Annotated in this window: 20 protein-coding genes and 4 pseudogenes; 8 read left to right on the plus strand and 16 right to left on the minus strand. The window is 58.5% G+C overall.

The window, feature by feature from the left end; translation table 11 throughout:
* Positions 1–177: 177 nt before the first annotated feature.
* From R6X40_RS23170 to R6X40_RS23185, 4 genes and pseudogenes are all read right to left on the minus strand, one after another.
* A complete protein-coding gene (locus R6X40_RS23170) occupies positions 178–1143 on the minus strand; it encodes a magnesium and cobalt transport protein CorA (protein ID WP_318416432.1) in 966 nt (321 codons plus the stop codon).
* Between the two features lie 103 nt (positions 1144–1246).
* Complete coding sequence (locus R6X40_RS23175; RefSeq protein ID WP_318416434.1) at positions 1247–2206, minus strand: DUF808 domain-containing protein; 960 nt, start codon at positions 2204–2206, stop codon at positions 1247–1249.
* A gap of 26 nt (positions 2207–2232) precedes the next feature.
* Positions 2233–2355, minus strand: a pseudogene (locus tag R6X40_RS23180) (KUP/HAK/KT family potassium transporter); the annotation flags it as partial.
* A gap of 145 nt (positions 2356–2500) precedes the next feature.
* Entirely contained in the window at positions 2501–2743 is a 243-nt protein-coding gene (locus R6X40_RS23185; protein WP_318416436.1) for a hypothetical protein, read from the minus strand.
* Between the two features lie 407 nt (positions 2744–3150).
* Between R6X40_RS23185 and R6X40_RS23190 the strand changes: the two genes are divergently transcribed.
* The 3 genes and pseudogenes from R6X40_RS23190 to R6X40_RS23200 form a co-directional block, all read left to right on the plus strand.
* On the plus strand, positions 3151–3600 hold the full coding sequence (locus tag R6X40_RS23190) for a DUF1810 domain-containing protein (protein WP_318416437.1): 450 nt from the start codon (positions 3151–3153) through the stop codon (positions 3598–3600).
* Between the two features lie 99 nt (positions 3601–3699).
* Entirely contained in the window at positions 3700–4086 is a 387-nt protein-coding gene (locus R6X40_RS23195; RefSeq protein WP_318416439.1) for a response regulator, read from the plus strand.
* Positions 4087–4266: 180 nt separating this feature from the next.
* Positions 4267–4422: pseudogene (locus R6X40_RS23200) on the plus strand (IS110 family transposase); the annotation flags it as partial.
* On the opposite strand, the pseudogene R6X40_RS23205 reads toward R6X40_RS23200, so the two are convergent.
* Together R6X40_RS23205 and R6X40_RS23210 are read right to left on the minus strand one after the other, a co-directional pair.
* Positions 4410–4848: pseudogene (locus tag R6X40_RS23205) on the minus strand (aldehyde dehydrogenase family protein); the annotation flags it as partial. The pseudogenes R6X40_RS23200 and R6X40_RS23205 overlap by 13 nt on opposite strands.
* A 70-nt stretch (positions 4849–4918) precedes the next feature.
* Positions 4919–5773 (minus strand): LysR family transcriptional regulator, encoded by an 855-nt coding sequence (locus R6X40_RS23210; protein ID WP_318416440.1) that lies wholly within the window; start codon positions 5771–5773, stop codon positions 4919–4921.
* Positions 5774–5941: 168 nt separating this feature from the next.
* Here R6X40_RS23210 and R6X40_RS23215 point away from each other — a divergent pair, with 168 nt between their 5' ends.
* Positions 5942–7459, plus strand: a complete 1518-nt coding sequence (locus R6X40_RS23215) for an MFS transporter (protein ID WP_318416442.1) — start codon at positions 5942–5944, stop codon at positions 7457–7459.
* Positions 7460–7543: 84 nt separating this feature from the next.
* Positions 7544–7672, plus strand: coding sequence for a hypothetical protein (locus tag R6X40_RS23220; protein ID WP_318416444.1), 129 nt, complete (start codon positions 7544–7546; stop codon positions 7670–7672).
* Between the two features lie 632 nt (positions 7673–8304).
* Here R6X40_RS23220 and R6X40_RS23230 read toward each other — a convergent pair.
* On the minus strand, positions 8305–8580 hold the full coding sequence (locus R6X40_RS23230) for a hypothetical protein (RefSeq protein ID WP_318416446.1): 276 nt from the start codon (positions 8578–8580) through the stop codon (positions 8305–8307).
* A 162-nt stretch (positions 8581–8742) separates the two neighbouring features.
* Entirely contained in the window at positions 8743–8952 is a 210-nt protein-coding gene (locus tag R6X40_RS23235) for a cold-shock protein (protein ID WP_027687039.1), read from the minus strand.
* A 398-nt stretch (positions 8953–9350) separates the two neighbouring features.
* On the opposite strand from R6X40_RS23235, the gene R6X40_RS23240 reads away from it, so the two are divergent.
* From R6X40_RS23240 to R6X40_RS23250, 3 genes are all read left to right on the plus strand, one after another.
* Complete coding sequence (locus tag R6X40_RS23240) at positions 9351–10793, plus strand: ATPase domain-containing protein (protein ID WP_318416449.1); 1443 nt, start codon at positions 9351–9353, stop codon at positions 10791–10793.
* Entirely contained in the window at positions 10790–11842 is a 1053-nt protein-coding gene (locus R6X40_RS23245) for a sensor histidine kinase (RefSeq protein WP_318416451.1), read from the plus strand. Before R6X40_RS23240 ends, R6X40_RS23245 begins: the two co-directional genes overlap by 4 nt.
* A 150-nt stretch (positions 11843–11992) precedes the next feature.
* On the plus strand, positions 11993–12361 hold the full coding sequence (locus R6X40_RS23250; RefSeq protein ID WP_318416454.1) for a response regulator: 369 nt from the start codon (positions 11993–11995) through the stop codon (positions 12359–12361).
* Between the two features lie 32 nt (positions 12362–12393).
* Here R6X40_RS23250 and R6X40_RS23255 read toward each other — a convergent pair.
* The 8 genes and pseudogenes from R6X40_RS23255 to R6X40_RS23290 all read right to left on the minus strand — a co-directional run.
* Positions 12394–13087: pseudogene (locus R6X40_RS23255) on the minus strand (TCP-1/cpn60 chaperonin family protein); the annotation flags it as partial.
* A 52-nt stretch (positions 13088–13139) separates the two neighbouring features.
* Entirely contained in the window at positions 13140–13877 is a 738-nt protein-coding gene (locus tag R6X40_RS23260; protein WP_318416456.1) for an ATP-binding cassette domain-containing protein, read from the minus strand.
* Between the two features lie 10 nt (positions 13878–13887).
* Complete coding sequence (locus R6X40_RS23265; RefSeq protein WP_318416458.1) at positions 13888–15087, minus strand: alanine racemase; 1200 nt, start codon at positions 15085–15087, stop codon at positions 13888–13890.
* Between the two features lie 14 nt (positions 15088–15101).
* Positions 15102–16079 carry an ABC transporter permease gene (locus R6X40_RS23270; RefSeq protein WP_318416459.1) on the minus strand — a complete coding sequence of 326 codons (978 nt, stop codon included), beginning with the start codon at positions 16077–16079 and terminating at the stop codon, positions 15102–15104.
* A 114-nt stretch (positions 16080–16193) separates the two neighbouring features.
* Positions 16194–17258, minus strand: coding sequence for a substrate-binding domain-containing protein (locus R6X40_RS23275; RefSeq protein ID WP_318416460.1), 1065 nt, complete (start codon positions 17256–17258; stop codon positions 16194–16196).
* A 70-nt stretch (positions 17259–17328) separates the two neighbouring features.
* Positions 17329–18384 carry a substrate-binding domain-containing protein gene (locus R6X40_RS23280; RefSeq protein ID WP_318416462.1) on the minus strand — a complete coding sequence of 352 codons (1056 nt, stop codon included), beginning with the start codon at positions 18382–18384 and terminating at the stop codon, positions 17329–17331.
* A 17-nt stretch (positions 18385–18401) separates the two neighbouring features.
* Positions 18402–19685 carry a M20 family metallopeptidase gene (locus R6X40_RS23285; protein ID WP_318416463.1) on the minus strand — a complete coding sequence of 428 codons (1284 nt, stop codon included), beginning with the start codon at positions 19683–19685 and terminating at the stop codon, positions 18402–18404.
* Positions 19682–20896 carry an ROK family transcriptional regulator gene (locus tag R6X40_RS23290; RefSeq protein WP_318416464.1) on the minus strand — a complete coding sequence of 405 codons (1215 nt, stop codon included), beginning with the start codon at positions 20894–20896 and terminating at the stop codon, positions 19682–19684. The genes R6X40_RS23285 and R6X40_RS23290 overlap by 4 nt, the downstream gene beginning before the upstream one ends.
* Between the last annotated feature and the right edge of the window lie 143 nt (positions 20897–21039).

Below are 21039 nucleotides of genomic sequence, written 5' to 3' on the forward strand. Positions count from 1 at the left end.
GGTCAGGTACCGAGAAAATGGCGGCGATAGCCGCCCTGGCGGTCATGTGAACTTAGTCTCGACGGTTGCCGATAGCGCTGTTCATGTGGACTATGCTGTCGCGGCTGGATTTTTCTGGCAAGTTTGCTTTGATGCTCGAAAATCCAATAGGTGGCACGCAGTTTTCAGAAACGCGCATCAAATCCACCCCGTCTTCTTAAAACGGTAGAAGAGCACGCCGCACAGGGTGACGATGACACCCAACACCACGAAGTAGCCATATCTGCTTTGTAGCTCCGGCATGTTCTGAAAATTCATCCCGTAAATACCCGCGATCGCGGTGGGTACGGCGAGGATGGCGGCCCAGGCGGCGAGCTGTCTAGTGATTGTGCCTTGCCGTTGTTGTTCGAGAAGATTGCTGGCCTCGAACACCGAGGTGATGACGTCCCGGAGACCGGACATCATGGTCTCAACGCGTTTGACGTGATCGAGGACGTCCCGGAAATATGGTTTGGCGTTGTCGTCTACGCAGGGTAGTTCAAGATGCGTCAGTTTTCCAACGACCTCTGCCATGGGCCCCAGTACGCGCTGGAACAGGATGACCTGACGGCGCATCCGGAAAATTCGCCTGATCTGCTCGCGCTCTAGGAATGAGATCAGCATGTGCTTTTCCATGGCGAGCACGTTGTCTTCCATTTTTTCGACCATCGGCAGGTAGCCGTCAACTATGAAGTCGATGATCGCATGCAGGACATAATCCGGGCCGTGATTCAACAAGTTGGGCGACTGTTCAAGCTGGTCCCGTAACTCCTTGTGCGCGCGCGCCGAACCGTGACGGACGCTGATGACGTGATGCTTGCCGACGAAAATGCAGGTCTCTCCGTTGACGATCTTGTCACCCTCCAGATGCGCGGTCTTTGCGACGACGAAAAGCTGCTCCCCGTACACATCGACCTTAGGGACCTGACGGCCGTTAAGCGCATCCTCGACTGCCAATGGATGCAGTCCGAACATCGCTTTGAGGTTGTTCATCTCATCGACTGTCGGTTCGGCGACACCGATCCAGGCGAACTCGCCGTCTTTCGGTTCGAACGCCTTTTCGCCGAGCGGCAGTTCTTCGCCGCGTTTTCCGCCGCGGTAGATGTATGAGGCAACGACTGTCATGGAAATCCAGATGCTTTTAGAAGTTGAAGGTCGTACCAATTCTCGCGACGGCGTAGCGTCACGGCAAGTAGCTCTTACCTGCGGAGGTTGGCTTGTGCGTCAATTAGCCTCGTGGTCTCATCCGCTGGATCAAGGGAGCCGAGGCATGAACGAGGACGATGGTCAGGCCGCCGATCAGTATGGCAAGGGCGGCCTGGATCGTAGATGTTGTCGTCCAATGGAGGATTTCAGCGAAGTAGGCGGACACGCTTCCAGCTTCCGCCGCTATCGCTTCGATGAAGTGTTCCGGACCATGATAGCCCAGTTCTGCCATACCGTGCACCAGAATGCTTCCTCCGACCCATAGCATCGCAGCCGTACCGACCATGGCCAGAATGTTGAGAAAAACCGGGACTCCTACGACAAGCCCGCGCCCGAGCGCTCTCAGCAGGCCGAGGGATGATCCAGCGAGGGACAGACCGACGTCGTCGGCCTTCACGATGAGCGCTACGACGCCGTAAACGGCCAACGTGATCAGGATTCCCACCGAAGCTAGCACCGCCGCTTGCGTGTAAATGTTGGACGCCGCAACGTTGGCCAACGTCAATGCCATGATTTCGGCGGATAGGATGAAATCCGTCCTTATCGCCCCTGAGACCTTCTGATGCTCCAGTGCGGCCGGATCGGATGTTCCCGATACTGCAGCCTCGTGATTGTGGGAGTCATGAGGCACGAAGGCTTCGTAGAGCTTTTCTGCCCCCTCATAACACAAGTAGACGCCGCCGATCATCAAAAGCGGAGTAATAGCCCATGACGCGAAATAGCCGAGAAAAAGTCCGGCTGGCAGGAGGTAGAGAAGCTTGTTCTTCAGCGACCCCAGAGCAATCTTGGCGATGATCGGCAGTTCGCGCGCCGGGGACAGGCCGACGACGTATCTCGGCGTCACAGCCGCATCGTCGATTACGACCCCTGCCGCTTTTGCCCCCGCCTTTGCGGTCTGCGCGGCAATGTCGTCCAGGGACGCCGCGGCCAGCTTGGCGATGGCAGCGATGTCGTCAAGGAGTGCGATCAGTCCTGTGGCCATGTGTCTTTCCGATTGGTTCTGAGAATTATCCCGTCACGGGAAAATGGGCGTATGGCGTTCCGAAAGGCATAGAGCGGACTTGTGCCTATATCGCCTTAAACCACCCCGATCGAACCGAGAAGTAGCACGAGAGGTTGATTTCTGGTCAGGCCCGGCGGCGATGGTTGCTGTCACGGATGCTCCAGCGCCGCTTGGCGCTCTGCATTGCGTTCACACTATATGGTGCAACGCAGCGGTCCCGGCAACTCTCGCATTCGGCTCGGCTGGATGATGAATGCGAGCGACTTGCCCCAGCTAGCTTTCAGTGCTGTCACGTGTGTCCAATGCCATGTCATGGAGTGCCTGCGTGTCTTCGAGATTATATTCCGCGGACAGGATGACGCTTAAAAACGCCGCGCGGGCAATCTCCTTCTTCGTGGCTTCTGGATGCCGATCTTTCACCGCGGCAATCAGCGCCTTGGGTTTCATACCTGGCGTTACGAGTTGTCTGATCGTGGCCGCGATCCCTTCGATCTCACGAAGTTCTTTCTCGCGCATGAGTATCTCCGATGGATAGTTGCCCCGCAAAAATGCCATTTTTGGATGAGAATTTCATGACTGTGCCAACAGACGGCCGATCATGTCGCACAGCCGGCCTGGGATGCGTCGTCTCTTGGCGCAGCGATCGGACTTGGGAGCGTTGATAGCCTACACTTCGGCGGGTCGTCCTACCCTACACGTCATCGATTTCAAGACGAAATGCCCTCAACCGCGCAGTTTTGTTGTTCCGAGCCCCAAGTTGGTTTGCCGTCGCCGAAGCGATCCCGTCAGCTTCGCTCAGTCGCCAATCAAGCTGCGCGTCGTGATGCACTTGGATGCTTCACGGACATAGTCATCAGAAATGGTAATATCTGCGGACAGCGCCGAGCACCGCAGGCCAGATTCTCGAGTTTGGAGTACAGCATATGAGCGACCCCTATAATCTCTCACGCTTCATCGAGGCGCAGGCACTCGTTTATGACACTGCCCTTGGAGAGTTGGAGCGGGGCCGCAAACAAAGCCACTGGATGTGGTTCATTTTCCCGCAGTTTGCTGGCCTCGGCCATTCGCCAACCGCGATCAGGTTTGCGATTTCCGGGCTGGACGAGGCTCATGCCTATCTCGCCCACCCGTTGCTTGGTGATCGCCTTGTCAAGTGTACCCGCGCGATTAACGTGGTCCGCAATCGCACCGTCCATGAGATATTCGGGTCTCCCGACGATCTGAAGCTGCACTCGTCGATGACGCTGTTTCGGGAGACGGCCAACGATCCCGAGCCGTTCCGCACAGCCATTGAGCGATACTTTGGCGGTGAGGCCGATGCGAGGACTCTCGAACTCCTTAAAGAAGGACTTGCGCCCAGGGCAGGGCATTGATCGTAGGCATTTTATTAAGATTGTTGGCTAAGAGTCCTTTCTTATGATCGACCGAATTCGTCGGGAGTGCGTTGTATTTAACGAACGAAGGAGGCGAGCATGTATCAGCGTACCGTCCTAGTCGTAGACGACGAGCCATTGATCAGGATGGCCCTGGCGGATTGCCTTGCAGACGAAGGGTACGCTGTCCTGGAGGCCTCGAATGTCTTGGAGGCTGTTGCAGTGTTGGGTCGGCATCGGATCGACGCGCTGATTACCGATGTGGACATGCCTGGCGCGTTAAACGGCTTTGATCTGGTGAGATTGGTTGCCAGCTATGGCGCAAGGGTCGCGATGATCGTGACCTCGGGTGGCCATTCCGCGGCCGAGATCGAGGGAGAGCGGGCCTGCTTTCTGGCGAAGCCGTATCGGATGGAAGCCATTCTCATGGAGTTGGGTAACCGGATGCCGTCAGTTGACGATCCTGCGGCGGCTTTAACGGGCTGACCCGTCTTCGCTATGTCCGCGCCATGCCGAGGGACGTGCTGTCGAATATGTCGTTCGGCGACGTCGGATCAATTATCCGCAGGTCCTGAAAATCCCGCTTGCCAAATTCATTTAATGATCATCAATCGTTTCGATGGCTAGCCGCAGTGACTTCGTCGCGCCGGATGCACTCATCGAACATTTGCATCGCTGGGGCTTTGTTTGAAGCGGATCGGCTTGGAAGCAGGCCCATTGTCTCAATGGTTGTATGAAGGTCTGACGAAAGCTGGCTTTGATGTTGTTCTGCTGGAAACCCGTCACGTGAAGGCCGCGCTGTCGGCGATCGCAGCAAGTACTGCGGCCGCATTGTGGGTGATCATGGCGGAAGGGAATTCCAGGGCGTGACGACGCCAACGACGCCCAGTGCCTCACGGCGCGCGATCATCTCGGCGCCGGCCAGATGGCTGGTGACGTTCTCGGTGTTTGGCCGCTTGCCTTCTTCCGCATGCCATTCGACGAATGATGCGGCGTACTCGATTCCGCCAAGGGATTCTGCTAGCGGCTTTCCCTGCTCCAACGTCACGATCAAGGCCAGATCGTTTTTGGCTCCGAGCATCAGCTCATACCAGCCGCGCAGGATTTTGGTGCGGTCCTGCGGCAAGAGCGTGCAGCATTTTGGAAAGGCACGTGTCGCCCGTCGTTGGCCTCTGTTGTCTCGTTGTCATCCAGACCGCAAACCTAGTCAAGCGGCACGGACGTGGCGGGATCGCGGACTTCAAAGGCCGAATGATACTCGACAGCCTGCATTGACGTTGTCTTCGAAGTGCCAAACCCGCTCGGTGACGTCCCTTCATTATGAACCTGGCCGATGTTCGCGGAAGGCGGCAGCAAGCGCGCGTAGTGCGTGACGGGATTTTGTGTCTGTCAGCGTGGAGAACATCACAATCTCGGTTGAAGGCAGTGGAGGTAGACCGAAACGTTGACTGACTTCTACGGTACCAGGAGGGGCGAGGCGACAGGAAAAGGCGGAGATCGCAAGGCCGGCCGAAACAGCCGCAGTGACCATCGACGATGTCCCGCCAAGGAATACTTCTGTCCATGCGATGGAAACAGCATCCAGTGCGCGGGTGGCGATGTCGCGGACACCACAGGCAGGAGAAAGTGCTGCCAGCCGTAGAGGCTCACCCCGACGATGTTCGAATTGTGGGGCAGCGAACCAGCCGAAATGCTCCGGGCCTAACACCTCGCCATCACGCCGGTCGTCTTCACGGCGCACTATGGCGGCATCCAGTTCCCCGCGATCGAAGGCGTCCAGCAGCAGGCGTGAATGATCCATTCTGACTTCGATGGTCAGGCCAGGATCGTGGGCGCTGAGCCGTGCCAGAAGGGTTGGCACCTCCGGTCCTGCCACATGGGCGGCGATACCAAGCCCGAAGCGGCGGCGGGCTGCCGACAGGCCCGCCACGGCACGGTCGTGGGCTGCAAGGAAGTCGCGGGCACTTGTCAGGAATACAGCACCTTGCGCCGACAGGCGTACCGAGCGTGGCGTCCGTTCTATAAGGCGCTGCCCGAGCCTGTCCTCAAGACGTTTCAGCTTGACGCTGATCGCTCCCTGGGTGGTGCCCAGGACTTGTGCGGCATGGGTGAAGCTTTGAAGATCGGCGATGGTGACGAACGCCTGCACGGCATCCACGTCCAAAGTGGTCATGGCAATGATCCGAAATTGTTGTCTCAGATATGTTCAACCATCCGGTTCAGCCGTAGTCAAGGTTTCGGTATATCGAGAGTCCACCAAGGCAACGCGCGAACTCAGGGCTGTGTATCCTCTCCAGGCTGAGTTCACGGTATGCCCTAATCAAGGACGACCGACCTTATCATGACCATCGCCCGATCTTTAACGGCCGGCAACCGAAGCGCCGCTCTCACCGCCGTTTGCCTATCCGCCTTGATGTTTGGCCTCGAGATTTCCAGTGTTCCAGCTATCCTGCCGACGCTGGAGCAGGTCCTGCAAGCGGACTTCATACAGCTTCAGTGGATTATGAACGCCTATACCATCGGAGTGACAATGGTACTGATGGCCACAGGCGCGCTGGCTGATCGCTTTGGGCGTAAACGAGTGTTCATGGCCAGCATTATCGCCTTTGGGTTGGCGTCTCTGGCGTGCGGGTTGACGGAGAGCGTTGCTGTGCTCATCGGCGGCCGTTTTCTACAGGGCCTGAGCGGCGGCGCGATGCTCGTATGTCAGATCGCCATCTTGTCACATCAGTTCCGCACAGCGCGTGAGCGCAGCATGGCCTTCGGCTGGTGGGGAATTGTCTCGGGTGTTGGGCTGGGGTTTGGCCCGATTATCGGCGGTACGATTGTTGCGCTGTGGAACTGGGAATGGGTGTTTCTAATCCATGTTGGGCTCAGCATCGCAACCGTGTTGCTGGCGGCCAGGGGCGTGCAGGAATCGCGCGACCCGGATGCGACGCAGCTTGATTTCATCGGCGTTACCACGCTGTCAGTGGCGGTGTTCTGCCTCGCTTTTTACATCACCCAAGGAGCGCAGCTTGGCTTTGCAAACCCGGCAGCGCTTGCGACCCTGTCTATCTCGATCGCAAGCCTCGTCGCGTTTATCATTGCGGAAAAATCCAGCGCAAGGCCGATGTTCGATTTCTCGGTGTTCCGCATTCGACCATTTTCCGGTGCCATCATTGGTTCCGTAGCCATGAACATCAGCTTCTGGCCGTTCATGATATACCTGCCGATCTGGTTTCAGGCGGGCCTCGGTTATGACAGTATCGCCGCCGGACTGGGATTGCTGGCCTATACGCTACCAGCCCTTGTCATTCCGCCGCTGGCTGAGCGCCTGTCCTTGCGCTATCAGCCCCACGTGGTCATTCCGGCTGGACTGTTCACAATTGGCCTCGGCTTCATGGTGATGAAGCTCGGAAGCAGTGGTGGGGATGCGAACTGGCTCACCATGCTGCCAGGTTGCATTCTGTCTGGGGTTGGGCTTGGTGCGACCAACACGCCGGTCACTAACACCACAACAGGCGCGCTGCCTCCCGCGCGCTCCGGGATGGCCTCAGGCATCGACATGAGCGCGCGCATGATCTCGCTTGCCATCAATATCCCCGTCATGGGCTTTATTTTGGTCGAAGGTGTGTTGTCATCGCTCAGGGCGAACATGCCGTTTGAAACGGACCCATCTGTCTTTCGCCCTCTTGCGGAGAAGATCGCCGCAGGAACCGCCGGTTCGCCGGGGTTTGGCGCATCAGACATCATCGTTCGCCAGGCTCTTGCGGAGGGCTTTGGCTGGGTGATGATCTATGGCGGCGTAAGTGTGTGGTTATTGGCAACGATCAGTTTTGTCGTCTTTGGACGTCGTAGGCCGATCGCATCTGTTTAGGCGACCAAATAGAGCAATCATAAAAGGCTAAACCGGCGCGATCTGAACGCCGCAGATTGGACAATAGATGAGTTGGTGAGCCGGATGGAACCATTGGTCAATCACAGCCTCCATATTCCGAATGGCAGCAGTGGGGCCGTGTCCGGAATCGCCAATTTCGGGCGCGATGATGAAAACGCCGAATTGGTTGACGAGATTCGTGAGCAGGGGTGACCTGAGTGAACGGGGAAGCCCCGGCAACCGAACTTCGGTGACACGCGATCTATTCGAAGTGCGTGCTGTCAGGGAAGGGGACCGTGCCGCCGCCTTGCTCATTTCATAGAGAGGGGTGCAGCGGGTTTTCCGGTGCTGCCTCTCCAGGCGTCACCGGGGCGAACGATGAGGCGACAAACCCTGTCACGCCCAACAACGTTTGCGATCGCATCGATTGGAACACGTGTTACCCACAACACGGCGGCGGGGAATACCCCAGACCCCGACGACCCGGAGCGCTTCTACATGACGATGACCTTCGATGTGCAGACCGACGGCAAGACTGTGCTGACTAGTCCCAACCATGCCGAACGGTACACCGTCGCTCCCTTCGGCAGAGTGGAGGAGAACCATGCAGCGCGCCTTCACACTCGGCACCCGATACCTCTTCCTTAGGCGGTCGGTTGCGGGATTTTGTGACAACCCACACCGGTGTTTTTGTCACGATCAACTCAACGCTCGCTGTACCGTATAAAATTGGGTCGCTCAGTGATTGTCACGTTTGTTAGAACTATTGACTTGGAGGGCGACGCTCCCGATACGCACGCGTCGTAACGCGGCAGATATCCGAAAAACATCATCCGGGTGCGCGTTCAAACCTTGTCGTAGGTAAATGACGTCAAGAGCGTCGTGACGAAATTACTGGCCTTCTCCTTGACGAGAGTTTCGGTCCATTCGTCTGTCCCTCTCAGCATGAGCCCGGTGTAAATGCTGTCGACTGCCGCCTCTTCAATGCGCTTGATATGCGATCGGAAGACTGCCTCGTCTCCGGTCCTATAAACATCCCGGACGACCATCCGCAAAATTTCCTGGATGGCGATCTGCCAGGCAGTGCTGATCGCCTGCAGCTCATTGGTTTCTTTTGTCATCACATCTCCGGGCGTTGCTGACGACGCGTTGCCACCAGTGACGCTAAGGGGCATGGCAGCATTGTGCGCGATACAAAAAAGGCCAGGCAATCGCCTGACCTCATAGGTAGTTTGCTTTCGACAGTGCCAGTACATCCGTGGTCAAAGGAAAGCAGTTACCGATTATACGGCCTGCAGGTTGCAGGCAGACATCTTGCCCGACTTGTTGTCACGCTCGAGGTCGAAGCCGATCTTCTGACCTTCGACGATTTCGCGCATTCCGGCGCGCTCGACGGCAGAGATATGAACGAAGGCGTCAGCGCCACCGTTGTCAGGCTGGATGAAGCCGAAGCCCTTGGTGGAATTGAACCATTTAACTGTGCCAGTGGTCATGACGAACCCTTTCATAGCAATAAGATGGCCGCCACGCGAACGCGTTGCGGATGGTGATAGCGATTGTTTTAAAGGGAGGGTTCGTTCAAAGCGCGTTGCCAATTGCGCGGTAACCAAAGCTCAGCAAGAAAAATATCGATGAGCTGGTATCGCAGTAAGAAGCTGGAATGTCAACCTCCCGTTTCTGGCATCGATAGTTCGGGTGGAAAGCCGTCGTTTCGCTGGTAGTCTTTCGCGTTTTCAAGGCAAGCTATAAAGCATGGGCCGCTTCTATCGGCGCGGCATGCACACCACATCATTGAAGTTTGGAGAAAGACAAATATAAGAACTAAGCGGCTTCTCCCACGATCCGCGCCATCGATTTTCAATATGCGCGAAGCATGTAGCGGAAGACGGATATGCCCAAACAAAAGAAGCCCGCTGTTGTCAGCACTGGAATTGCCGGATTGAATGAAATCCTGCGCGGTGGCCTGCCTGCCTCCAACCTTTATATGCTCCAGGGCGCACCCGGATCCGGGAAGACGACAGCCGCGCTGCAGTTCCTGCGCGCCGGCGTCGAGGCAGGTGAAAGCTGCATCTACGTCACACTTTCGCAAACCGCTGCGGAGCTCGAGGCCATTGCCGTATCGCACGGTTGGACGCTCGACGGGATTCGCGTCGAAGAGCTCTCGACATCAGGCACAGTCAATGAGGCCGATGACCAGAGCATATTTCTCACTGCCGATCTTCGGCTTGACGAGACCCGGAAAGCCATTGAGGCGGCAATTGAGGAGCATCGGCCCCGCCGTCTCGTTTACGATTCGCTTCTCGAGATCCGCCTTATCACTGGCGATAGCCCCCGCTTTCGGCGTGAACTGATCGGCTTTAAATCCTTCCTTGCGAAAAGGAACGTGGTGGCGCTGCTGCTGGATACTCAGACCCCCGGCTACGATCGCAGCGGCGAGGAGGTTGAAGGTCTGGCCCACGGCGTCATCCGTTTTGACAAGTCTCTGGAGGAATATGGCGGGGTGCGCCGCCGTATCGAGGTCTCAAAGATGCGCGGCGTGCCGATTGCCGACGGCTATCACGATATGGCGATCAGGGAAGGGGAGGGCGTCGTCGTATTCCCTCGCATCATGGCAAGCACTGCGTCGGAGAGCACAAAGCCGCAACTGATCAAGTCAGGGGTCGCCGAGCTTGACGAAATGTTTGGTGGCGGCCAAGAACCTGGGACCACAACATTGGTGATCGGACAGTCTGGCACCGGCAAGTCAACGATGTCATCCCTTTATGCGACGGCTGCGCTCGAGCGCGGTGAGAGTGTCGCGCTGTTCCTTTTCGAGGAGCGGCTGGAAACATTCTTCCGCCGGTCCGAAGGCCTGGGCATGGAACTCCGGCAGTTCCACAAAGACGGCAAGCTGATCCTGCGCGATTTCAATCCCAACGAAATCTCGCCGGGAGAATTTGGGCAAATCGTTCAAGACGCGGTCACGCAGAATAAGTCGCGCGTGGTGGTCATAGACAGTCTTACGGGCTACCTCAATTCTTTGCCGCACAGAGACAAAGCGGTTCGCGATATCCAATCACTTCTAAAATACCTGGCCCGCTCTGGTGTCCTGACCATGCTGATCGTTGCTCAGCATGGACTGATCGGACAGAATGTGGGTATTGATGTCGACGTGAGCTTTCTCGGTGACACCGTTCTGCTTCTGCGGATTATGGAGCACGAAGGGCGTCTTCGCCGAAACATTACCGTGGTAAAAAAACGCCATGGCCCGCATGATCTGAATGTCCGCGAACTGTTGATCGAGACCGGAGGCGTCAGCGTCGTGGCCTACAATCCGCTCCCAGACCCGAAATGAAGGCAGCCGCCACGGAAAGCGAACTCGACTGGGTGCTCGTCCTTGCTCCCTTTCGCAAGGACGCCGATTACATCGCTGCCTTTCTTCGGGAACACAACATCCAGGTCAAGGCTGCGAAGGTTGACGACCATCTGTTGGAGGATCTCACCCAGTCTCCGGGCATTATCGTCATAACTCATGAGGCACTCAATGCGCAGGTTGTCGCAAGAGTGGCGGCTCATCTTTCAGACCAACCGGACTGGTCGGAAGTGCCCATCATCGTGCTTCTGGAGCGCTCGGCGCCAATTGCAAGAATTCGCAGTCAGTTGCAAAATTCATGGCCAGGATCGCGGCTCTTGTTCCACACGCGTCCGATTGCGCCGCTGGAGCTTGTCAACGGTATCCAGTCGAACCTTTTGGTCCGGCTGCGCCAACGACAGGTGCGGGATTCCATCGAGCGAGAAAGAGAATTGCGTCTCGAGCTCAATCACCGGGTCAAAAATATTCTGGCGAGCGTGACATCGATTTTTCAGATGACAAGGCGCGGGGCGACCACCGTTGAGGACCTGGCCAGCGATTTTACCGGTCGCCTTCAGGCGCTTTCCAACGTGCATACAGCTGTTTTTGAGGCTGGTGGGGAGGACGTGTCCCTTTCAGCCGTCGTTGGCCTGACAGTGTCTCCTTACAACAGAGACGGCGTAAGTCGTATCCATGTCCGTGGGCCAGATCTTGTTGTCACCCGGGACGCAGGAACCACCATCGCACTGTGTTTGCATGAGCTCATCACCAATGCGATAAAATACGGCGCGCTCTCGCAATCCGACGGACATGTCGAACTTGCGTGGGCCCTTACCAAAGCCGATGGTCCTCAATTTTCTTTGACGTGGGTTGAAGCCGGGGGTCCGACAGTGCGTGAACCGAGCCGGCAGGGATATGGCACCCGCTATGTCCGTTCCGCGCTGGGATCTTTGTTTGGCAAGGCTCCTCAGATCGTATTTGCTCCGACCGGTTTCCAGTGCGGTGTCAGCGGTCCTGTGGCACGAATTTCCGCACAGAATGTAAATTCATAACCATTTCAAAAATCTGAGATTGACCGAGAATTGTCCATAACACTTTGAAAGGGAATTCAATCCACTACGGATCGATTCGGCCGTCTGCGCGTTCCTTGTCGACTTATAAAAAAGACATATCTGCAGCATCAAGGATGGAGAGATCGACGAATGGGGCAGAAAGGGATCACGGTTATTGTCGTCGAGGACGAACCGCTCGTCCGGTTGGATATCGTGATGTCACTTGAAAACGAGGGCTTCATTGTGCTTGAAGCCTCAAATGCCGACCAAGCCATCGATTTACTAACCGAACGTCCTGAAATCCGGTTGATGTTCACCGATATCGACATGCCAGGCAGCATGGATGGCCTGAAGCTGGCAGAAGCCGTGCGGGACAGATGGCCACCCGTCAAGATCATCGTCGCCTCCGGCCACCGCCAACTCACCGACGAACTGCTTCCGGTCGAAGGCCGGTTCTTCAGCAAGCCATATGACCACGCTCGCATCATCACGACGATTCGGGAGATGCTTGCCGTCTAGGTCGAAGTCAAGCGCGGTCGGAGGCTCGCCTTTTAGAAGCCCATGCCGCAACCAGCTGGAGGTAGGAGCGGTGTCCTTCTTAGGCTTTTCGGCAATCATGGCTTCCATAGTGATCAGCAGGCCAGCCAAGGACGCGGCATCTTGAAGGGTGGTTGTGGCCACCTTGGCTTTGTTGATGACACCCATGGCCAAGAGATCGCCATACACGCCACTCTGGCCATTCCAGCCGAACTGCAGATCCGACTTTTCACACACCTTGCCCACGACGATCGATACGTCGCCGCCAGCGTTTTCAGCGTCTGGCGAACGGGCGCTTCGTCCGCCCTCCGGACGATCACCATGCCCGCCCGCTGGTCGTCATTTGGCGAAGGCTGGGTTGTCGAGTGCCTTGGTTACGCAAGCAAGCACGACACTGCCTCACGGCGGGATTTCCTGTTCGATCGCCGCATGCGTGGCATGCACAGGGTCATCGTCCGGGTCCTTCTTTTCCTTGACCTCGAACTCTGTCGATCCACGTCTGCGTATGCCGGCGACCCACCGGCCAGCTTGGCCAGTCACTCATGCAACTCACTCATGAACCTTTTCGCGGTCTCCGTCGGAGAAGGTTTCCTCGATCTGCGCCCGGATTTGCGCAACGCCGCCATCGATTTTGGCCCTGGAGCCGTCGATGATCGTGGTATTCTCCTTTTCGATGAAGACTTTCTTGGCACGGCCCCGCATGTTGATCTCACTCGCAACATCGGCTTGAGTTTTGGGTTTGCTAGCGATCTGGCCGCACTCAGCTGACCCCGGTGATCATCGAAACAATCTCGTTCTTGTTGGTCTCTGCGGTCCTGCGGATACCGATCTGCTTGCCGCGGCGCAGGACGCAGATGCGGTCCGAAAGCTTGAATACCTGATCGAGGCTGTGGCTGATGATCAATACACCGATATTACGCGACTTCAGCGATTGGACGATCTCCTCGACCTTTGCCGTTTCGGCGACACCGAGCGCCGCCGTCGGCTCGTCGAGTAGGATCAGCTTCTTTGCCCAGCGCGTGGCACGCGCAATCGCCACGCCCTGACGCTGACCGCCGGAGAGATCGCGGATCGTTGCGTGTGCGGACGGAATGCGCACATCGAGTTCCTTCACCAGCTTTTCCGTCTCGGAAATCATCGTCTTGCGATCGAGCAGGCCGATGCCGTTGGTGAGTTCGCGTCCGAGGAACATGTTCATATAGACCGTCTGCTGGTCTGCCAGCGCCAGATCCTGATAGACCACCTCGATCCCGTGCGCGCGAGCCATGGTGGCGCTCGACATCGCGACAGTGTCGCCCTCGATAGTGATCGAGCCTGACGACGGGCCGTAGACGCCGGAGACGATCTTGATCAGCGTCGATTTTCCAGCGCCGTTATCGCCGACCAAAGCAACGATCTCGCCGGGATAGATATCGAGCGAAAAATTCTCGATTGCGACCACGGCGTCAAAGGTTTTGCGGATATCCTTGAGCTGCAGCACAGGGGCCTGAATATTCATGATCGTTCTCCTATACCGGCCAGGATTGAGGTTCGCCGAAACCATTCTCGATGCTTTCGACTTTCGGCAAACCCTTGGAAATTCCAGAGACGCCGACGACGTAGGCGCGGGTAACAAAGGCTTGCCCGCGAAAACCGAAGACGGCGGTGTCGCCGGGTTTCGGCGCTTTCGGTCCGGTCGCATCGATCATCGCGTAATAATCGATGGCGGATGGCGGCGGCACTTCGACACTGCGCAGCGAAGAGGCCGCAACGGTCGGCTCGTCTGAGACGATTGCCTTGACGTCATAGTCCGGAAAGATCGGGTCGATGTAGAAGCCGCCGCCGAAACAATAGGCCTTGCCGCCGGACAGGTGCGAGACCTCGGTGAGGTAGCAGACGGCCGGAAGCTCGGGCAGGTCTTCCACCACATGCAGCGCCGTTGTGCCGTGCAGACCGTTTCCGGGTTCGCATTGCGTCGCCCCGGCGTCAGCCAACCCCTGCAACAGAACGCAAGATGTCGTGCCCGGCGCATTGACCTCGACGCCGGTGCGTCCGGCTTTCGCCAGTGCTTCTGCCGCCTTGGTCAGCGTCGCCAGATTGTGCGTCGGCAAAACCTTGCGGCTCTTGTGGTCGAACAGCAACGCCGGAAACGTGGTGATCCCGGCAAACCGCCCGCCTTCCAGCGCATCGAAGGCATCGGCAACGGCAGCCACATCGGCAGCGCGGAAACCGCCTTCATGGCCACGATAGAATGTATCGCCCTCGGCCTTGATGCGGGCCAAAAGGTTCTGCACGTAGCCTGCGGCTTGCGCACCGGCAGCGGTCTCGCTTGCCTTCTCGTCATTGAACACCGTCCAATAATCCGGCCGGAAGGTCGCCGCAGCAGCCTTGGCTTCGTGGCGCGCCACCTGCTGCAGATGGCCGAGATGACCGACACGAAGGCCTGCCCGGTGGGTGGCGCGGGCGCAGGCCATGTCGACGGCCACGGAGCGATCGATACCACCACGCTGAACAGCAGAGCAAAAGGAGCTTGAGCGACCAACCTGCTTGGTCATGGCGAAAATCTTCAGGCCGAGGCGGTCAGCTTGCGTCTTCAGCACCCGGGCATTGGCCTCGACGGCGTCGAGATCGAGCACATAGGCATTGGCCGGGATCTTGCCGTTGCGGTGAAGCGCCATTGATGCTTCCAGGAATTTCGGGTTGCGGCGGCGCAGAACGTCGAGAAACATGGGATATCCTTTCTTCAGCGCAGCTTTTCGCGCAGCGACACGGCAACGGCGGCGAGAATGATGAGACCACGGACGATCATCTGGTCGGAGACGGAAAGTCCCATCAGGATCAGCCCGTTGTTGAGCATGCCCATCATCAGCGAACCGACGAGTGCGCCGATGATCGAGCCCTTGCCACCGTTGAGCAGCGTGCCGCCGACGATGACGGCGGCGATCACTGTCATGAGGTCGGTTTCGCCAAGCGTGTATTTCGCAGCCTGCAGGCGGCCGGCATAGAGCAGGCCGGCAAGGCCAGCGAGCGCGCCGCTGATCACAAGCACGGCAAGACGGATACGCGGTACGGAAATACCGGACACGCTGGCCGCGCGGGCATTATCGCCGGTCGCCAGCACATGCGCACCGAAGCGGGTTTCACGGAAGATCAAGTGCCCGGCGGCGATGGCAATCACCGTCCACCAGATCAGCGAGGGAATGCCGAGCAGCGAACCGGACCCGAAGAAGCCGGTGAATGTGCTGTCGGTGACCGGAATGGAGCGCAGGTTGGTCAGCGACCGGGCCACGCCGGCAAACAGCCCAAGCGTTGCCAGCGTCACCAGAAACGACGGCAGCCGGACATAGGCGACCAGCAGGCCATTCACCAGCCCGATGGCGACGCCTGCCCCTATCCCGGCGGCAATGCCGGCGATCATGCCATAGGCATTCATCGTCACGGCAGCAGAGAGCGCTGCGACCGCAACGATCGAGCCGATCGACAGGTCGATTTCACCTGCAGACAGCACGAAGACCATGCCGATCGCCATGATCGTGATCGGCGCCGTCTGCAGTACGATGTTGGAGAGGTTGCGCACCGTCAGGAACCCGCTGTCCCTCAGCACGATGGCAAAGAACAGGAAGATCGCCAGAAAGCCGACATAGACGACATATTGCTGGATATTGATGCGGCTGATCATGCTCATCGCCGGGTTGGCGGCATTGCTGTGAGCGCTGGACATAGTTGTTCCTTTGAAGAGCAGGGCAATGGGCGGGAACCTTTGGCTCCCGCCGGGCAGCGGCGCGCTTTACGACCGGCCGGTGCGACGACTTCAATCTGCGCGACTGCGCGACCCTTACTTAATGGCTTCGGCAATGGTGGCCGGAACATCCCTGTTGAGCGACGTCTTCCATCCGTCCTTGACCGTGTCCTTGGTGACCGCAAGCGAATCCACCACCAAGAAAGGCTCCGACTGCTTGCCGACCAACGATCCCGCCGCGGCACGCGCAGCAGTGACACCGATACTATAGGCTTCATCGGCCACGAGTGCTGCAACCGCGCCGCTCTTGACCATATCGAGTGCTGCCGGTTCGTTGAGGTCGAGCGTGACGATCTTGGTATGGGTATTGCCGGCAGCCCGCAGGGCGGAGAGAACACTCAGCGCCGGCTCGGCCCAGGTTACGTAGATACCGTCGAGGTCCGGGTTCTGCGTTACCATCGCCTGGGCGATCTCTTCCGCCCGTGCCGGATCGGCCATACCCGCTTCGGCGGTGATCTTCATGTCGGGATAATCCTTTTCGATCGTCGACTTGAAGGCCTGGTCACGCTGATTGGTGACGTAGAAATCGGCATCATGGAAGATATAGCCGACCTTGCCCTTTTTCCCGAGCGCTTCGGCCATCGCGACACCGGCCTTGTGTCCCATCTGGAACAGGTCGTCGGAGACGATCGTCACATAATCCTTGCCCTGCACATACCCTTGCGGCGAGTTGTCGACAAAGGCGAGCTTGACGCCAGCTTTCAACGCCGGATCGTAGATCGGACCGGCCGTTGCCGGATCGACTGGCAGCGACAGGATGATCGACGGCTTCTTGGCCAGCACCGTTTCGACGTCGGCCTTTTGACGCGCGGCATCGAAGCCCGCATCCGTCTGGGCGACAACCTCGACGCCGAGCCGCTTGAATTCATCTTGCGCGCCGCTGTTGACGGCATTGGTGTATTCGCTCATCTCATGCCAGACGAGGGCGGCGGTAAACTTGCCGTCCTTGATCCTGGCCTCTTCATCCGGTGTCAGCGTGAAGCTTGCGGCAGGGGTCGGCTTTTCGCCATGCGGGCCGGTGGTTGCGCCATCTGCGGCGAAAGCATGCGTGGCTAGAAGCGCTGCAACCAACCCGGCAGGGATCATCGAGAACTTGTTCATTGTTTCACTCCTCCAGAAACTCTTCGGGTGCGGTGACCGGCGGCAACATTGAACCGCCGGTCGTCGCCCATCACTTGGCGGCGTCAAGCACAGACTGCGGCGCGTCGCGATTTAGCGATTGCCTCCAGCCTTCGGAAACATCTGCCTTGGTCACGGTCAGCGCTGGGGCAACGATGAAGGCAGGCGTTTCCTGGCCGAGCAGGGCCTTGAGGCCCGTGGCTGCCATTGTCTGGCCGAGTTCGTAGGCCTTGTCGGCGACGAGCGCGACGATATTGCCACCCTTGACCATGTCGAGCGCTGCCGGTTCCGACAGGTCGAGCGTCACAACCTTGGTCTTGGTGTTCCCTGCGCTGCGCAGCGCCGAGAGCACGCCTTCGGCAGGCTCGGCCCAGGTGACGTAGATGCCGTCGAGATCCGGGTTCTGCAGCAGCATGGCATTGGCCAGCTCTTCAGCGCGGGCCGGATCGGAAATGCCCTGTTCGGCAACGATGTTGATGTCCGGATAATCCTTCTCGATCGTCGTCTTGAAGGCCTGGTCGCGCTGGTTGGTCACATAGTAGCTGGCATCGTGGAAGATGTAACCGACCTTGCCCTTGCCGCCGATTGATTTCGCCAGCGCATCGGCCGCCTGCTTACCCATCTGGAACAGGTCGTCGGTGACGATCGCCGCATAGTCGGTGCCATGTTTGTAGCCGGCCGGCAAATTGGAGAGGAACACCAGCTTGGTGCCATCGGCGACGGCCTGCTTGAAGGCTTCGGCCGAAGTCGTCGGATCGAGCGGCAGCGCCAGAATGACATTCGGCTTGGCGGCGAGCGCGGTCTCGATGTCGCTGCGCTGACGGGCAGCGTCGAAGCCTGCATCCGTCGTTACGACAACGTCAACACCGGCCTTGGCAAATTCATCCTTGGCACCGGCCGAAACCGCGTTGATGAAATCCGACGACGTGTGCCAGAGCAGCGCCGCCTTGTAGCCCTTGCCCTTCAAGGCAGCGATGTCGCTGTCGGAAAGCTTGATTTCAGCGCTCGGCGTCGCTGTTTCGCCGGCCGGGCCGACGGTCTGGGCATGGGCTGCGGTGATCATCGCGCCGGTCAGAAGCGCGGCATTCAAAAGTTTCCGGATAAGCATCTTTCTGTTCCCTTTTTTCAGATTATCGATGGTTCAGTTGGTCGTTCGACGATGCCGCAATAGCGTGCCATGAAGGTGGCGAACGCCACGATCCCGGCGAGGTATTCCTCGACATCGACATGCTCCTCGAATGTGTGGCAGTTACGGATATCGCCCGGCGCGCAATAGACGGCAGGTACGCCGAGCCGGTTGACGAAGAACGGTGATTCCGACCAGAACGGCGCGCCCTGTATCGTACCCCGGCCAGCCATCGCATCTTCGACCGCAGCGCAAAGCGTCGACACTTCCGGCAAGTCCCGATTGATTTCCGCAGCTGACCCGCCAAGTGCATGGTCGCGCCCAGCCGGGTAGGACATCTCGATCCTGATCTCCGGATCGCAGACTGCGCCGCGAATAACGCTTTCCAGTTCAGCAGCCGCGGTATCGAGAGATTCCCCAGGCAGGAGCTTGCGGATCAGCGATAGCGTGCACTCTTCCGGCACGGCGATGAAACCACCGCCCGAAAGCCCGGTAATCAACAGAAAGCCGCGCCCGATCAATGGATGTTCGGCCCGCGCAGAGATATCGTCTGAGTGTTCCCAGAGCGCCGACATCACCGAATGGCTCGCCTTAAGCGCATCGCGCCCCAGCTCCGGCACACCGAAATAGGCAGATTTGCCGGTGATCTTGATATCGGTGATGAAGAAGCCGATCTGCGCCGGATAAACCGCAAGCTGCGTCGGCTCGACATAGACTGCGAAATCCGGCTTTGCCACTTCGCCCGCTTCGATACGGTTGGTGTAATCCTTGATCCCGGCAGATACGCCGGTTCCCAGCTGACCGCTTTCCTCATCGCCAACAAAAGCGAAGGCGACATCGCCCTTGAGCTTGATCCCGGCCTTGTCGAGAAGCGACAGCGAGGCCAGCGAACTACAGATGCCGGCCTTCAGGTCACCCGCACCGCGGCCCCAGATCTGCCCTTCGATGAGGGGGGCGCCAAACGGGTTTTCCCGCTCGGTCCCGGCCCAATGCTCCCGCCAGCCATCGACATGCACGGTGTCGGTATGGCCGATGAACAGCAGCCGCTTGCCACCCCCCACCCCCCTACGCTCGCCGCGAATATTCGGTCGGCCCGGTAGGAAATCGGAAACCGTGATGCCGCCGATCTTGCGTGCCAGCATCTCACCTTCGAGATAGCTAACAAAATTAGCCTCGTTGCCGGTAATGCTCTCCGCCCCGATCGCGCCACGCAACAGGGCAATCGCATCGTCGCGATCAAGCGCCGCGCGCAGCCTTTCCGTCAGGGCGTTTGACGGGCTCATCGCAACGCCTCCCTGAACGTGACGGTTTCCGCCGGGGGCAGCGACATGCGGCTGTCGGGCGCATCGGCGCCGAACAGGGCATTGTGCAGATGGCTGAGCCCGATCGCCGCCGCGCCAACGATGGCCGCGCGGGGCCCGAGCTGGCTCGCCTCGATATCGACGGGATAGGGAAAGCAGGTTGGCAGGAATTTGCGGATGCGCTCGATCAGTTCCGGCCGCAGACCGATTGAGCCACCCATGATGACCTTTTCCGGGTTGGCAATCGCCGCAATGGCACTGATGCCACGGGCCAGATATTTCGCCGTCTCGTCCAGCGTCGCTTTGGCATGCACATCGCCGCTCGCCGCCCGCTCGAAGATGATCGGCACGGTCACCATCTCGCCGGACGCCGCAGCGTAATGTTCCATGATGCCGATCGAAGCTGTGACCCGCTCGAACGCACCGGTGCGTAGCGATTCCGGATCGAAAGGATCAGCGCCGAACGGCAGGAAGCCCAGCTCACCGGCGGCATTCATCGCGCCGCGCACCAGTTGACCGCCGACCATCAAGCCGCCACCGATACCGGTGCCGACGGCGATAAAGGCGAGATTGTCGATTCCCTGCCCCTGTCCCAGCCAGTTCTCACCCAGCACCGCCAGATTGACGTCGTTCTCCAGGATCACGTCCATGCCGAGCGCCTTTTCGAAGGCGGCGGCAACGTTCATCGTATCGAAATCGGAGATATTCGGTGCCAGCAGGATGCGACCGGTCTTTGCGTCCGGTGCACCCGGTGCGCCGATGACCGCCATGCGGATGCGCTCGCGTGGAATCTTCAGATGATTTGCCGCCTGCGCGCAGAGTTCGGCGATCTGATCGACAACGAACTGGCCACCGCGCCGATCGGTCGCAACCACTTCCTCGGCAAAAACCTGGCAGGCCAGATCGGCAATCGCCAAACGGATCTTCGTGCCGCCGAGATCGACAGCGGCAATATAGGCAGCATCCGGCACGAGTTCATAGGTCACCGCCGTGCGCCCGACATGGCCGCTGGTGCGGCCGGTTTCGCGCACCCAGTCATCCAGCTCCAGCTGGCGGACGATTTCGGAAATGGTCTGCTTGGAGAGCCCCGTCTGCTTTGAAATCGAGGCGCGGGAGATCGGTCCGTTCTGGATGATCGCCTCCATCACGGCCCTTTGGGAAAACTTCCGGGAGATGCGCAGGGTTTCGCTCACAGTCACCTCAATTAATTCGTTCTATCACCGAACTATTGATCTGAACAGGATGTGTGTCAACCGGAAAAATGAACAGCCGACGATTCCGTCGGAAATTTCCGCCCCGCATGTGCGACCCGATTGATCAAGGACCACTTGGACAC

The organism is Rhizobium sp. PL01, from assembly GCF_033447125.1.
Classification (GTDB): Bacteria; Pseudomonadota; Alphaproteobacteria; order Rhizobiales; family Rhizobiaceae; genus Pararhizobium.

Coding starts and splice junctions, on each gene's coding strand:
- R6X40_RS23170 (WP_318416432.1), bottom strand. CDS start 1,143: ATGACAGTCGTTGCCTCATACATCTACCGCGGCGGAAAACGCGGCGAA.
- R6X40_RS23175 (WP_318416434.1), bottom strand. CDS start 2,206: ATGGCCACAGGACTGATCGCACTCCTTGACGACATCGCTGCCATCGCC.
- R6X40_RS23185 (WP_318416436.1), bottom strand. CDS start 2,743: ATGCGCGAGAAAGAACTTCGTGAGATCGAAGGGATCGCGGCCACGATC.
- R6X40_RS23190 (WP_318416437.1), top strand. CDS start 3,151: ATGAGCGACCCCTATAATCTCTCACGCTTCATCGAGGCGCAGGCACTC.
- R6X40_RS23195 (WP_318416439.1), top strand. CDS start 3,700: ATGTATCAGCGTACCGTCCTAGTCGTAGACGACGAGCCATTGATCAGG.
- R6X40_RS23210 (WP_318416440.1), bottom strand. CDS start 5,773: ATGACCACTTTGGACGTGGATGCCGTGCAGGCGTTCGTCACCATCGCC.
- R6X40_RS23215 (WP_318416442.1), top strand. CDS start 5,942: ATGACCATCGCCCGATCTTTAACGGCCGGCAACCGAAGCGCCGCTCTC.
- R6X40_RS23220 (WP_318416444.1), top strand. CDS start 7,544: ATGGAACCATTGGTCAATCACAGCCTCCATATTCCGAATGGCAGCAGT.
- R6X40_RS23230 (WP_318416446.1), bottom strand. CDS start 8,580: ATGACAAAAGAAACCAATGAGCTGCAGGCGATCAGCACTGCCTGGCAG.
- R6X40_RS23235 (WP_027687039.1), bottom strand. CDS start 8,952: ATGACCACTGGCACAGTTAAATGGTTCAATTCCACCAAGGGCTTCGGC.
- R6X40_RS23240 (WP_318416449.1), top strand. CDS start 9,351: ATGCCCAAACAAAAGAAGCCCGCTGTTGTCAGCACTGGAATTGCCGGA.
- R6X40_RS23245 (WP_318416451.1), top strand. CDS start 10,790: ATGAAGGCAGCCGCCACGGAAAGCGAACTCGACTGGGTGCTCGTCCTT.
- R6X40_RS23250 (WP_318416454.1), top strand. CDS start 11,993: ATGGGGCAGAAAGGGATCACGGTTATTGTCGTCGAGGACGAACCGCTC.
- R6X40_RS23260 (WP_318416456.1), bottom strand. CDS start 13,877: ATGAATATTCAGGCCCCTGTGCTGCAGCTCAAGGATATCCGCAAAACC.
- R6X40_RS23265 (WP_318416458.1), bottom strand. CDS start 15,087: ATGTTTCTCGACGTTCTGCGCCGCCGCAACCCGAAATTCCTGGAAGCA.
- R6X40_RS23270 (WP_318416459.1), bottom strand. CDS start 16,079: ATGTCCAGCGCTCACAGCAATGCCGCCAACCCGGCGATGAGCATGATC.
- R6X40_RS23275 (WP_318416460.1), bottom strand. CDS start 17,258: ATGAACAAGTTCTCGATGATCCCTGCCGGGTTGGTTGCAGCGCTTCTA.
- R6X40_RS23280 (WP_318416462.1), bottom strand. CDS start 18,384: ATGCTTATCCGGAAACTTTTGAATGCCGCGCTTCTGACCGGCGCGATG.
- R6X40_RS23285 (WP_318416463.1), bottom strand. CDS start 19,685: ATGAGCCCGTCAAACGCCCTGACGGAAAGGCTGCGCGCGGCGCTTGAT.